Origin of the sequence: Streptomyces sp. NPDC014991 (genome assembly GCF_043080665.1) — a bacterium.
Taxonomy (GTDB): domain Bacteria; phylum Actinomycetota; class Actinomycetes; order Streptomycetales; family Streptomycetaceae; genus Streptomyces.
Genome location: NZ_JBIBVY010000016.1, coordinates 54,213 through 66,313, shown reverse-complemented (window position 1 = coordinate 66,313; position 12,101 = coordinate 54,213). Strand labels below are relative to the sequence as shown.

Below are 12,101 nucleotides of genomic sequence, written 5' to 3'. Positions count from 1 at the left end.
CCGTCCCATCCACCGTCCGAGATCTGGAGACCCGCCATGGCCAATCCCTTCGACAACGAAGACGGCACCTTCCTCGTCCTCGTCAACGACGAGGGACAGCACTCCCTGTGGCCGTCCTTCGCCGCGGTGCCCGACGGCTGGCGCGTGGCCCTGGACGCCACCGACCGCGCCACCGCCGTCGCCCACGTGGAGAGCCACTGGACCGACATGCGCCCGCTCAGCCTCCAGCGGCAGGCGGACTGACCGTGGCCGTGTCCGACACCGCGATCCTCGCCGAGGGACTCAGCAAGACCTACCGCTCCCACACCGCGCTGCACGGCATCGACCTGGCGGTGCCGGCCGGCACCGTGCTGGGGGTCCTCGGACCCAACGGCGCGGGCAAGACCACCACCGTCCGGATCCTCGCCACCCTGGACCAGCCGTCCGGCGGGCGGGCCGTGGTCGCCGGGTACGACGTGCTGCGCGAGGGCCGCGAGGTGCGCCGGCGCATCGGCCTGGCCGGGCAGTACGCCGCCGTCGACGAACTCCTCACCGGGCGGGAGAACCTCGTCCTGCTGGCCCGGCTGCTCAGGTTCGGGCGGCGCGGTGCCGTACGCCGGTCCGCCGAACTGCTGGACCGGTTCGAACTGACCGAGGCCGCCGACCGGCCCGCGGGCACCTACTCGGGCGGCATGCGCCGCCGGCTCGACCTGGCCACCTGCGTCCTGGGCGATCCCGAGGTGCTCTTCCTGGACGAACCCACCACCGGCCTCGACCCGGCCAGCCGCAACGTCCTGTGGGACGTGGTCCGCGACCTGGCCGCCGGCGGTGTGACCATCCTGCTCACCACCCAGTACCTGGAGGAGGCCGACCAGCTCGCCGACCGCGTCGCCGTCATCGACGCCGGACGGGTCATCGCGGAAGGCACCCCGGACGCCCTGAAACGGCAGGTCGGCACCGACCGGCTGGAGGTGACCGTGGCCCGCCCCGAGCACCTCGCCGACGCGGTCGCCGCACTGGCCGTGCTCGGCGGCCCGGCCCCCGTCACCGACGAGGCCGCCCGCCGGGTCTCCGTACAGCTCGGCGCGGACGGCCTGGACGACCTGGCCCGCGCCGCGCAGGCCCTGCGCGACAAGGGCGTGCCCACCGTCGACTTCGAACTGCGCAAGCCCACGCTCGACGACGTCTTCTTCGACCTCACGGGCACGGGCCGGAAAGAGGAGCCCCAGTGACGGCCACGGCCACCACCCCGACCACCACCGAACGGCCGGCCGCCCGCCCCGGGCCGGCCGGCCCCGTGCGTGGCCACCTCGGCGACACGCTCGCCCTGGCCGGCCGCCACCTGACCCACCTGCGCCGCTCACCGGGCCGGCTGGTCCTGGTCACCATGAACCCGCTGGTGATGCTGATCGCCGTCGGCTATCTGTTCCGCAGCTCCATGCACATCCCCGGCGGCGTCGCCTACGAGGACTTCATCATGGCCGGCATCGCCATCCAGGTCGGCCTGACCGGGGTCGGCCCCACCGCCATCGGGGTCGCCCTGGACCTGCGGCACGGACTGGTCGACCGGTTCCGTTCACTGCCGATCGCCCCGTCGTCCGTGCTTCTCGGCCGCACCCTGTCCGACCTGCTCGTCGGCGCGGTCAGCCTGACCGCGGTCAGCCTCGTCGGGCTGGGCGTGGGGTGGCGCCCGCACGAGGGCGCGCTGCGCACCGCCGCGGGCTTCGGCGTGCTGCTGGCCTTCGTGTACGTGATGACGTGGGTCGGCATCCTGCTCGGCACCACCCAGCGGAACATCGAGGCCATCGACGGCACCGGCGCCCTGGTGCTGGTCATCCTCAGCTTCCTGTCCAACGCCTACGTGCCCGTCAGCGGCCTGCCCGGCTGGCTGCGTCCCGTCGCCGAGTGGAACCCCGTCACCTCGGTCGTCACCACCTGCCGGCAGCTGTGGGGCAACGATCCCGGGGTGGCGGCCTCCGCGGGCTTCCCCGGGCACCACCCGGGCCTGGTGAGCGCCGTGACGCTGACGGCGCTGCTGCTCGCCGCGGTGTGGGGCAGCGTCCGCGGATTCCGCCGCGCGGGCAGCCGCTGACATCGGGGAATTCCTCGGGCAACCGTCGTCAGCGGTCCGTCAGTTGACGGTCACTGGGCAGTCATCGGCGCTGACTAGGTTTCTGACCGAGCCGCTTCGCTGCCCCTTCTTCCGCGCAGCCGCACCGCTCTTCCGCACCGCTCTTCCGCACCGCTTCTCCCGCCTTCTTCCCGCGTCACCGACCGGCAATCCAGAAAACGGAGGACCGAGCCATGACCACGGCCGCTCCCGAGCGTCTCACCCGTATCCGGGAAATCATCGCCGAGAACATCGACGTCGAACCCGAGCGTCTTTCCGACACGGCGCTCTTCATCGACGAACTCGGCGCCGACTCCCTGAAGCTGATCGACGTCCTCAGCGCGCTGGAGATGGAGTACTCCATCGTCATCGACATGAACGAACTGCCCAACATGGTCAACGTGGCGGCCACCTACCAGGTGGCCGCCGCAGCCGCCGGCTGGTGACGCCCATGTCCACGAAGCAGTCCACGGACCGGGCCGGCCACCGGCGGGTCGTCGTCACCGGCTTCGGGGTGATCTCCAGCATCGGCACCGGAGTCGAGGAGTACACCGCGGGCCTGCGGGCCGGCCGGTCCGGCGCGCGGCCGATCACCCGCTTCGACACCGAGGGCTTCGGGCAGAACACCGCCTGCGAGGTCCCCGACTTCGAGCCGGAGCGCTGGATCCGAAACCTGCCGCTCGACCACGTGGGCCGCGCCGGCCGGTTCGCCGTCGCCGCGGCCCGCATGGCCGTCGAGGACGCCGGACTGGACGAGGCCGCCCTCGCCGACCGGGCCGCCGTCATCACCGTCGGCACCACCGACGGCGAGTCCCACGACATCGCCGTCCTGCTGGAACAGGAACTGGCCGCCGGAGACCCGGAGGCGATGGACCCGGTGCGCGCCCGCCGCATCAACGCCGGCCGGCTGTCCACCGCGATCGCCCGGGAACTGCGCATGCCGAACGTGGAGGCGACCACCGTCACCACCGCCTGCGCCGCCGGGAACTACTCGATCGGCTACGGCCTGGACGCCATCCGCTCCGGCGACGTCGACCTGGCGCTGTGCGGCGGCGCGGACGCCGTCAACCGCAAGGCGTTCGCCCTGTTCAAACGGTTCGGGGCGCTCAGCCCGGACGTGGTGCGCCCCTTCGACAAGGACCGCGAGGGCATCCTCACCGGCGAGGGCGCCGGCATCCTCGTCATGGAGAGCCTGGAGTCGGCCCTGGCCCGCGGCGCGCGCATCTACGCCGAGGTCCTCGGCTACGGCCTCAGCTGCGACGCCGCCCACCCCACCGCACCCAACCGGGAGGGCATCGCCCGGGGCATCCGGCTGGCCCTGGACGACGCGGGCGTCGAGGAGCGGGAGGTCGACTTCATCTCCGCCCACGGCACCGGCACCCGGGCCAACGACAGCACCGAGACCGCGGCCATCCTCGACGTGTACGGGGACGCCCCGCCGCGCACGGTCGCCGTGAAGTCGATGCTGGGCCACTCGATGGGAGCCGCCAGCGCGCTCGGCGCGATCGCCTGCGGCCTCGCCATCGAGCACGGGTTCATCCCGCCCACCATCAACCACCGCGAGACCGACCCGGAGTGCCCCCTCGACGTCGTACCCAACCAGGCGGTCGAGGCCGACGTACGGATCGTGCAGAACAACTCGAGTGCCTTCGCCGGCAACAACGCCGTGCTGATCCTGGGCACCTACGGGGAGAAGGTACGGCCATGAGCAACACGACTGCCGTCCCGCGGGCCGCGCTGCCCCCGGACACGCCCGTCATCACCGGCTGGTCGGCGGTGTCGCCGTACGGCGTGGGCCGTGCGGCCTTCGCCGCCGGCGTGCGCGCCGGAGCGAAGACGGCGGTGAAGGCGGACGCCGGTCTCGGCACCCTGCCGTCGCCGGAGGTGTGCACCGTGCCCGGCTTCGACATCCAGGAACTGCTCGGCAAGCGCGGCACCGCCAAGATGGACCGGCTCACCGCGCTCGCGCTGGTCGCCTCCGACGGGCTGCTGCGCGACGCCGACGGCGCGCAGGCGGTCGCCACCGACGACCGCACCGGCGTCGTCCTCGGCATCACCATGGGCAGCCTGGAGAACGTCACCGACTTCCTGCGCCAGTCCTACACCAACGAGCGGCCCTTCTACGTCGACGCCGGCCGCATCCCGTTCGGCAGCCTCAACCACGCCGCCGGCGCCTGCGCCATCCGGCACGGCCTGAAGGGCCCCAACACCACCGTCGCCGGTGGCCGGGCCGCCGGCCTGCTCGCCCTGAACTACGCCCGCCGGCTGCTCGGACAGGGCCGGGCCACCAAGTACGTGGCCGGTTCGGCGGAGGAGTTCTCCGCCGCGCACGCCTGGTACGAGGCGACCGCCGCCCAGCCCGGCGACCCGGCGCCGCTGCTCGGCGAGGGCTGCGGACTGTTCCTCGTCGAGCCCGCCGGCCGCGCCGAACACCCGCCGCTGGCGGCCGTGCTCGGCATCGAGACCCGCGTCGACATCGACGACGACCCGTTCGCCGCGGTCGGTGCCTGCGCCCGCCGCGCCCTGGAGCGGGCCGGGGTCAGTGCCGACGAGGTCTGGGCGGCCGTACCCTGCGCGGCGCCGAGCGCCGCCGGCCGCGCCGAGCACGAGGCGCTCGCCGCGCTGGTGCCGGCCGCGGCGCTGGGCCGGGTGCCGTCGATGGAACTGCTCGGCGACACCAGTGCCGCCTCCGCGTCCTTCCAGATCGCGGCGGTGCTCTCCGTCGCCGCGGCCGAGCCGGCGTCCCGGGGCCGGATCGCGCTGGTGACCGCCGTGGACCGGGACGGCGCCGTGGCCGCGGCCGTGCTGCGACTGCTCGGGGAGGACGCGTGATCGCCCTGGTCAGCGGCGGTTCCCGGGGCATCGGCCGGGCCGTCGTCCTGCGGCTCGCACAGGACGGCCACGACGTGTCGTTCTGCTACCGCTCCCGGCAGGACGCCGCCGAGGAACTCGCCAAGGAGGCCGCCGGGGCGGGCACCCGGGTGCTCGCCGTGCGCTGCGACGTGGCCGACCCGGCGGACGTGCGCGAGTGGTACACGCGCACCGAACGTGAACTCGGACCCGTCGACGCCGTCGTCACCTCCGCGGGCATCACCCGTGACCGGCCGCTGGTGCTGATGGGCCAGGACGACTGGGACGGGGTGCTGCGCACCAATCTCGACGGCGTCTACCACGTGTGCCGGTCGGCCGCGTTCTCCATGAGCAAGCGCCGCACCGGCGTCATCGTCAACCTGTCCTCCGTGGCGGGGATCCACGGCAACACCGGCCAGGCCAACTACGCCGCGTCCAAGGCGGGGATCATCGGCTTCACCAAGTCCCTCGCCCGGGAGCTGGGCCCGCGGGGCGTGCGCGCCAACGTCGTCGCCCCGGGCCTGATCGAGACCGACATGGTCGGCGGTATGCCTCAGGCGGCCCGCGAACGGCAGCTGAAGAGCGTGCCGCTGGGCCGGCTCGGCCGCGCGGAGGAGGTGGCCGACCTGGTGTCGTTCCTGGTGTCCGACCGGGCCGCGTACATCACCGGGTCGGTCGTCGAGATCCACGGAGGCGGCGTCTTCTGATGGGGGAGCAGATGCGGGGCACGGGGGCAGGGGCGGCGGAGCAACGGTACGACGCCGTGGTGGTCGGCAGCGGTGTCGGCGGCCTGGTGACGGCCGGCTACCTGGCGGCCGACGGCCGCCGGGTCCTCGTCCTGGAACAGCACGACGTGGCGGGCGGCAACGCCCACGTCTTCCGGCGCCGGCGCCGGTACGAGTTCGACGTCGGCACGCACTACCTCGGCGACTGCGGCCCCGACGGCCTGCTTCCCGCCGTCCTGTCCGGCCTGGGCGTCGCCGGCCGGGTGCGGTTCCGGCCGCTGGACAACGAGGGCGGCTTCGACCGGATCATCACGCCCACCGCCCTGGTCGACGTACCGGCCGGCTGGGACCGCTACCGGGAGCGCCTCGCCGCGGCCCTGCCCGCCGAGGCCGACGCCGTACACCGCTTCGTCGACCTCGCCACGGCCGTGGCCGGCGCCGGCCGGGCCAGTCTGCTCGGCACCCCGATGGTCGAGCTGTTCCGTCGCTCGCCGCAGACCATGCGCTGGAACCGGCGCACGCTGGGCCAGGCCCTGGACCACTGCGGGCTGTCCGCCAGGGGCCGCACCCTGCTCGCCGCGCAGGCCGGCAACTACGGCGCCATGCCGGACGACGTCGGCTTCGCCGAGCACGTCACGATGATGGACCACTACCTGCGCGGCGCCTACTACCCCGAGGGCGGCGGCCAGGCCCTCGTCGCCGCGTTCGTGGAGGCCCTGGAGGCGTACGGCGGCGAACTGCGCACCCGCTGCGAGGTACGGCGCATCCTGGTCGAGTCAGGCCGCGCCACCGGGGTCGAACTCACCGACGGCACCCGCGTCCTGGCCCCGCTGGTCGTGTCCAACGCCGACTACCGCAGCACCGTGCTCGACCTGTGCGGTGGCGAGGAGACCTTCCCCGCCGACCTGGTCGCCCGGACCCGTGCGGCCACCATGCGGGACGCGGTCGTCGCGGTCTACGTCGCCCTGGACACCGAACTGCCCGGCCTGCCCAACGCCAACATCTGGTGGCACGCCACCGACGACATGGAGGGCGCGCACGCCGCGATGCTGGACCACCACGCCCGAACCGGCACCCTGGACCGCATCCCCCAGCTCGCGTTCTCCTTCGCCTCGGTCAAGGACGCCGGCTCGCCCGCGGTGTGCCCGCCGGGACACAGCAACTTCCAGCTGATGACGATCCTGCCGTCGGGAGACGGGTTCTGGGGCACCGGCGGAGGCCCGCTCGCGGGCGAGCCCTACCGCCGCCGCCCCGCCTACCTGGCCCGCAAGCGGGAGGTCACCGAGCTGGTCCTGGACGCCGCCGAACAGGTCCTCGGCCCGTTCCGGGACCGCATCACCCACGTGGAGACCGCCACCCCGCTCACCAACGAGCGCTACATCCGCGCCAGCGGCGGCACCCCGTACGGCATGGCCACCTGGGGCACGGGCCGGCAGCGGCCCGACGTGCGCACCGACGTCGAGGGGCTGTACGTGGTCGGGCAGAACACCCGGCACGGCAGCGGCATGGCCGGGGTCGCCGCCGGCGGCATGGCCGCGGTCTCCCACATCCTGGGCCGGCCCCTGCTCCCGGAGGTGTTCGCCGGCGCGGTCCTCGGCGACCCTGCCCGGCTGCCCCGGCGCGAGGCCGGCTGGGACCCGCTGCGGGTGTCGCGGGGACGGGCCCGGCAGCACGCCAAGGGCCTGGCCCGCATCGGCTGACCGGGCCCGCCACCGGCCCGGCCCGCACGGGCCGACCGACCCGCCACGGCCGTCGCGCACCGGCCGGCGGGCCCGACGCCGGCCGGTCCCGGCCGGCCCCCACCCTCCCGAACTCGCATCGGAGCAGTGTTCCCATGACCCCACAGGTGTCCCAGGTCCCGTCCTTCTCCGTGATCTCCGGTGCCCAGGTGCACCAGGTGCTCGACGGCGCCGAGGACGAGGTCGTCTCGACGGTCGAGGCCGCCTACCGGCTGCACGGCGAGGCGCGGACCGTCAACCCGGACTCGTACTTCCTTCGCTTCCCGGACCGGCCGTCCTCCCGGATCATCGCGCTGCCCGCCTCGGTGGGCGGCGACGTCGGCGTGCACGGCATCAAGTGGATCTCCAGCTTCCCGGAGAACGTGGCCACCGGCCTGCCGCGCGCCTCGGCCGTCCTCGTCCTCAACGACGCGGAGAACGGCTACCCGTTCGCCTGCCTGGAGTCCTCCATCATCAGCGCCGCGCGCACCGCCGCCTCCGCGGCCCTCGCCGCCGACCGGATCAGCCGGGCGCGCGGCACCCGGCCCACCCGGGTCGGCTTCATCGGCACCGGTCTGATCGCCCGTTACCTGCACACCTACCTGGCGGCCACCGGCTTCGCCTTCGACGCCCTGGGCGTGTACGACCTGTCCGCCGAGCACGCCGAGGGCTTCACCGGATACCTGCGGCGCGCGGCCGGGGAGCGGGCGGAGATCACCGTGCACGACAAACCCGAGGACCTGATCCGCGCCAGCGACCTCGTCGTCTTCGCCACCGTCGCGGGCGAGCCGCACGTGACCGACCCCGGGTGGTTCACGCACAACCCGCTGGTGCTGCACGTGTCGCTGCGCGACCTGGCCCCGGAGGTCATCCTGGCCGCGTGGAACGCGGTCGACGACATCGACCACTGCCTGAAGGCCGGCACCTCACCCCACCTGGCCGAACAGCTGACCGGCAGCCGGGAGTTCCTCGCCGGCACCCTGTACGACGTGCTGACCGGCACGATCACCCCGCCCGCCGACCGGCCGGTGGTCTTCTCGCCGTTCGGGCTCGGCGTGCTCGACCTGGCGGTGGCCAAGTACGTCTACGACCGGGTCCGCGACACCGGCGGACTGCACACCGTGCCCGGCTTCTTCCACGAGCTGAAGCGCTACGGCTGACCCCGTGCGCGGCGGAGCCGGCCCGGCCCGGCGCGCACTGACGAACGGATGACGGCCCGCTGACCGAACGGCCGCGCGGCGGGTGACCGCCTTGTCCGGCCCTTCGGCAGCCGCACAGAATCGACGCCATGAGATCTTTCGCCACTCTGGACGAGTTCTCCGCCGCCGTCGGCGAACACCTGGGCCACAGTCCGTGGTTGCGGGTGACCCAGGAGCAGGTGGACCAGTTCGCGGGCGCGACCGGCGACCTCCAGTGGATCCACACCGACCCGGAGCGCGCGGCGACCGGCCCGTTCGGCGGAACCATCCTGCACGGCTACATGACCCTGGCCCTGCTGCCCACCATGATGCGCGCCATATTCGACATCGAGAAGATCGAGATGGGTGTCAACTTCGGCCTGGACAAGGTGCGTTTCCCGCACCCGGTGCCGGTCGGCTCCCGGGTGCGCGGCGGCGCGAAGCTCACCGGGGTCCGGGAGACGCCCGTCGGCCACCTGGCCGCCGTCCGGATGACGGTGGAGGTCGAGGGGCGGGCCCGGGCCGCCTGCGTGGCCGACACGCTGTCGTTGTTCGTCGGCCCCTGACGGACGCGGAGTCAAGAGGGGGGTTTTTACCACCGATTTCACCACCCCTTGGCCACCACAATGAAGGGGCGGGCGCTTCGGCCCACGACGGACGTACGACACCGGCACCGCGTACGGCGGAGCAGGGCGAGGAAGGAGCGGGTCGCATGGACGACCGCACGATGCAGCTCGGCGGGGTCAGCCAGCCGGCGGCGATCAGAGGGTTCTCGGTGCCTGCCGGCATGACGGGACTGCGGCGGGCGATGTCGCTGTGCTGGATGTCGATGGCGGCTTTCGGCCGTTCCCTCGCCGTGTCCGGGGCGATCAGCCTGGTCGGTCCGGGCCTCGGCATGGTGCCGCGGGCCATGGAGGGGGTGCGCTCCCTGGCCGCGCACCAGCGCGAACTCGCCCGGCGCTGGGCGGGGGTGGAGATCCCGGGCCCGCCCGGAGGGCTGCCGCCCGCGCCCGCGGGTGCCTCCGGTGCCGTCGCCCGCTACCGCTGGATCATGAGCGACCCGCAGACGCGGCGTGAGTACGTCTGGGTGCTCACCGACCCGCTCGCCGGCGGCTTCCTGGCCTTCTTCCCGCTCGCGCTCGTCCTCAGCGGCCTGTGGGGCGTCTTCCTCGCCTTCTTCGGGGTTCCGCTGTCCACCGAGTGGGACGGCCTGTGGTACCAGTTCATCCCGATCGAGGGCCAGGCCACGGCGGTCCTCGCCGGTGTCCTCGGGCTGCTCCAGCTGCCGCTGGCCCTGTGGGCGGCCCCGCGCGCGGTGCGCCGGCACGCGCTGTACACGAGGGCGATGCTCGCGCCGAGCGAGAGCGAGCTGATGGCCAGCCGGATCCAGCACCTGGCCGCCACCCGCTCCGACGCGGTGGATACGCAGATGGCCGAGATCCGGCGGATCGAACGGGACCTGCACGACGGCGCACAGGCCCGTCTGGTTGCCATGGGCATGACCTTGGATGCGGCCGAGCACCTGCTGGAGACCAACCCCGAGGCCGTCCGCGCCCTGCTCATCGAGGCCCGCCAGTCCTCCTCCGCGGCCCTTGAGGAACTCCGCAACCTGGTCCGCGGCATCCACCCGCCCGTCCTCGCCGACCGGGGACTCGCCGACGCCGTACGGGCGCTGGCCATGGTCTGCCCGGTACGCACCGAGGTCCAGGTCGACCTGCCGGGCCGCCCCGAGATGCCGGTCGAGTCCGCCGCCTACTTCGCCATCTCCGAGATCCTCACCAATGTCGCGAAGCACGCGCGGGCCGACCGGGCCTGGATCGACCTTCGTTACGATCGCGGCATGCTCCACATCACCGTCACCGACGACGGTCACGGCGGCGCCGACGCCTCCCGCGGCACCGGCCTGCGGGGCATCGAGCGGCGGCTCGCCACCTTCGACGGCGTGCTGGCCCTGAACAGTCCGGTCAACGGGCCGACGATGGTGACGATGGAGATCCCGTGCGTATTGTCCTCGCCGAAGACCACTTCCTCCTGAGGGACGGGCTGATCCGCCTGCTCGGGGCCTACGGCCACGACGTGGTGGCCGCCGTGGACAACGGCACCGACCTGCTCGAGGCGCTGGGCCGGGAACAGCCGGACGTCGCCGTCGTCGACGTCCGGCTCCCGCCGAACTTCACCGACGAGGGCCTGCGCGCCGTCCTGGCCGCGCGCAAGGAGAACCCGGACCTCGCGGTGCTCCTGCTCTCCCAGTACGTCGAACCCCTCTACGCCCGCGAGCTGCTCACCAGCGGCGGCCGGGGCGTCGGCTACATGCTCAAGGACCGCGTCACCAACGGCGCCCAGTTCCTGGACTCCATCCAGCGGGTGGCCGCGGGCGGCACGGCCATGGACCCCGAGGTCATCTCCCAGCTGCTGGTCCGCAAGGAGCGCGACGAGTCCGTCGGCAGCCTGACCGAACGGGAGCGCGAGGTGCTCGAACTCCTCGCCCAGGGCCGCTCCAACGCGGGCATCGCGGCGGCCCTGTTCGTCACCGAGAAGGCCGTGGCCAAGCACATCAGCAACATCTTCACCAAGCTGGGCCTGCTCCCTACGGACGGCGACAACCGCCGGGTGCTGGCCGTCCTGACCTACCTGGACCAGTGAGCCGGCGGCCCGGGAAACAGAGCGGGCCGCGCCCCGTCCGGCCGGACGGGACACGGCCCCGGGACATCAGGTCCCTGCGACTCAGTACCGCGGACGGTTGAACCACGCCGAGGCGGCGCCGGTGACCATCGACGCCAGGATGATGCCGGCCATGGCCAGCGAGATCAGCCCGAAGAAGGTGGCGGAGCCGTTCGCGCCGTTGACCATGTTGGTGAGGCCGCCGAGGATCATCAGACCCGCGTAGACGATCGTGGTGATGCGGATGCCGCTGCCGCCGTTCTTGAACTTCACGCCCAGGAAGATCGACAGGGCGCCCAGGCCCAGCGCCAGCGCCGCGATGAGATAGCCCAGACCGGCCAGGCCGTCGGTGCTGTCACCGGAGCCGACGCCGTTGGACACGTCCTGGACGGCACCGACCGTCGCACCGATGATGAAACCGGCCAGGATCTGGAAACCGGACAGGATGAACAGCAGCACCCGGGCGGTCTTCATCAGGCCGGGCATCTCCATCGGGACGCCGTAGCCGTGCTGCTGGAGCGGCGGCGCGGCCGGGTAGCCGTAACCGGGCTGTCCCTGCGGGGCGGCCGGGTAGCCGTAGCCGGGCTGGCCCTGCGGGGGCTGGGGCGGGTATCCGGGCTGCTGGCCCTGCGGCGCGCCGTAGGGGTTGTTCGGGTCGCCAAAGCTCATGGCGGTCTTTCCTCCGTCTTGCTCAAGTGCGGGGACGACGCGCGGCACGGTGCGGAGGAAAGTTCTACAGATGCGGTCCGTCCCCCCGGTACTGCCCGCGGCACTGTGTGCTCATCGTCTTTTAACAGGCTCTTACTTGTCCAGCCGGAAGCCCCGGGCGTTGTGCAAGTGCAACATCGCTGATCACGGGAACACCCACCGGATTGGTCCC

At 72.9% G+C, this 12,101-nt stretch carries 13 protein-coding genes; 12 read left to right on the top strand and 1 reads right to left on the bottom strand.

Annotation, left to right across the window (positions count from 1 at the left end):
• Positions 1 to 36 precede the first annotated feature (36 nt).
• The 12 genes from ACF1BE_RS24025 (at position 37) to ACF1BE_RS23970 (ending at position 11,203) form a co-directional block, all read left to right on the top strand.
• Positions 37 to 243, top strand: a complete 207-nt coding sequence (locus ACF1BE_RS24025) for an MbtH family protein (protein ID WP_121787295.1) — start codon at positions 37 to 39, stop codon at positions 241 to 243.
• Between the two features lie 2 nt (positions 244 to 245).
• Positions 246 to 1,211: an ATP-binding cassette domain-containing protein gene (locus tag ACF1BE_RS24020; protein WP_392201072.1), complete on the top strand. Its 966-nt coding sequence runs from the start codon at positions 246 to 248 to the stop codon at positions 1,209 to 1,211.
• Complete coding sequence (locus tag ACF1BE_RS24015; RefSeq protein WP_392201071.1) at positions 1,208 to 2,071, top strand: ABC transporter permease; 864 nt, start codon at positions 1,208 to 1,210, stop codon at positions 2,069 to 2,071. The genes ACF1BE_RS24020 and ACF1BE_RS24015 overlap by 4 nt, the downstream gene beginning before the upstream one ends.
• A gap of 212 nt (positions 2,072 to 2,283) precedes the next feature.
• Entirely contained in the window at positions 2,284 to 2,535 is a 252-nt protein-coding gene (locus ACF1BE_RS24010) for an acyl carrier protein (RefSeq protein WP_392201070.1), read from the top strand.
• A gap of 5 nt (positions 2,536 to 2,540) precedes the next feature.
• The gene (locus tag ACF1BE_RS24005) at positions 2,541 to 3,797 is read left to right on the top strand and encodes a beta-ketoacyl-[acyl-carrier-protein] synthase family protein (RefSeq protein WP_392201069.1); all 1,257 of its coding nucleotides are present in this window, start codon (positions 2,541 to 2,543) and stop codon (positions 3,795 to 3,797) included.
• A complete protein-coding gene (locus ACF1BE_RS24000; RefSeq protein ID WP_392201068.1) occupies positions 3,794 to 4,921 on the top strand; it encodes a beta-ketoacyl synthase N-terminal-like domain-containing protein in 1,128 nt (375 codons plus the stop codon). Before ACF1BE_RS24005 ends, ACF1BE_RS24000 begins: the two co-directional genes overlap by 4 nt.
• On the top strand, positions 4,918 to 5,646 hold the full coding sequence (gene fabG / locus ACF1BE_RS23995; RefSeq protein ID WP_392201067.1) for a 3-oxoacyl-ACP reductase FabG: 729 nt from the start codon (positions 4,918 to 4,920) through the stop codon (positions 5,644 to 5,646). The genes ACF1BE_RS24000 and fabG overlap by 4 nt, the downstream gene beginning before the upstream one ends.
• The gene (locus ACF1BE_RS23990; RefSeq protein ID WP_392201066.1) at positions 5,646 to 7,364 is read left to right on the top strand and encodes a phytoene desaturase family protein; all 1,719 of its coding nucleotides are present in this window, start codon (positions 5,646 to 5,648) and stop codon (positions 7,362 to 7,364) included. The genes fabG and ACF1BE_RS23990 overlap by 1 nt, the downstream gene beginning before the upstream one ends.
• A gap of 134 nt (positions 7,365 to 7,498) precedes the next feature.
• Positions 7,499 to 8,542 (top strand): 2,3-diaminopropionate biosynthesis protein SbnB, encoded by a 1,044-nt coding sequence (sbnB, locus tag ACF1BE_RS23985; protein ID WP_392201065.1) that lies wholly within the window; start codon positions 7,499 to 7,501, stop codon positions 8,540 to 8,542.
• A 128-nt stretch (positions 8,543 to 8,670) separates the two neighbouring features.
• Positions 8,671 to 9,126, top strand: coding sequence for a MaoC family dehydratase (locus ACF1BE_RS23980; RefSeq protein ID WP_392201064.1), 456 nt, complete (start codon positions 8,671 to 8,673; stop codon positions 9,124 to 9,126).
• 146 nt (positions 9,127 to 9,272) lie between these two features.
• On the top strand, positions 9,273 to 10,595 hold the full coding sequence (locus tag ACF1BE_RS23975) for a histidine kinase (RefSeq protein WP_392201063.1): 1,323 nt from the start codon (positions 9,273 to 9,275) through the stop codon (positions 10,593 to 10,595).
• Complete coding sequence (locus ACF1BE_RS23970) at positions 10,559 to 11,203, top strand: LuxR C-terminal-related transcriptional regulator (protein WP_392201062.1); 645 nt, start codon at positions 10,559 to 10,561, stop codon at positions 11,201 to 11,203. Before ACF1BE_RS23975 ends, ACF1BE_RS23970 begins: the two co-directional genes overlap by 37 nt.
• A gap of 81 nt (positions 11,204 to 11,284) precedes the next feature.
• Here ACF1BE_RS23970 and ACF1BE_RS23965 read toward each other — a convergent pair whose 3' ends face one another.
• Positions 11,285 to 11,890 carry a hypothetical protein gene (locus ACF1BE_RS23965; RefSeq protein WP_392201061.1) on the bottom strand — a complete coding sequence of 202 codons (606 nt, stop codon included), beginning with the start codon at positions 11,888 to 11,890 and terminating at the stop codon, positions 11,285 to 11,287.
• Between the last annotated feature and the right edge of the window lie 211 nt (positions 11,891 to 12,101).

Coding starts and splice junctions, on each gene's coding strand:
- ACF1BE_RS24025 (WP_121787295.1), top strand. CDS start 37: ATGGCCAATCCCTTCGACAACGAAGACGGCACCTTCCTCGTCCTCGTC.
- ACF1BE_RS24010 (WP_392201070.1), top strand. CDS start 2,284: ATGACCACGGCCGCTCCCGAGCGTCTCACCCGTATCCGGGAAATCATC.
- ACF1BE_RS24005 (WP_392201069.1), top strand. CDS start 2,541: ATGTCCACGAAGCAGTCCACGGACCGGGCCGGCCACCGGCGGGTCGTC.
- ACF1BE_RS24000 (WP_392201068.1), top strand. CDS start 3,794: ATGAGCAACACGACTGCCGTCCCGCGGGCCGCGCTGCCCCCGGACACG.
- ACF1BE_RS23990 (WP_392201066.1), top strand. CDS start 5,646: ATGGGGGAGCAGATGCGGGGCACGGGGGCAGGGGCGGCGGAGCAACGG.
- sbnB (WP_392201065.1), top strand. CDS start 7,499: ATGACCCCACAGGTGTCCCAGGTCCCGTCCTTCTCCGTGATCTCCGGT.
- ACF1BE_RS23980 (WP_392201064.1), top strand. CDS start 8,671: ATGAGATCTTTCGCCACTCTGGACGAGTTCTCCGCCGCCGTCGGCGAA.
- ACF1BE_RS23975 (WP_392201063.1), top strand. CDS start 9,273: ATGGACGACCGCACGATGCAGCTCGGCGGGGTCAGCCAGCCGGCGGCG.
- ACF1BE_RS23965 (WP_392201061.1), bottom strand. CDS start 11,890: ATGAGCTTTGGCGACCCGAACAACCCCTACGGCGCGCCGCAGGGCCAG.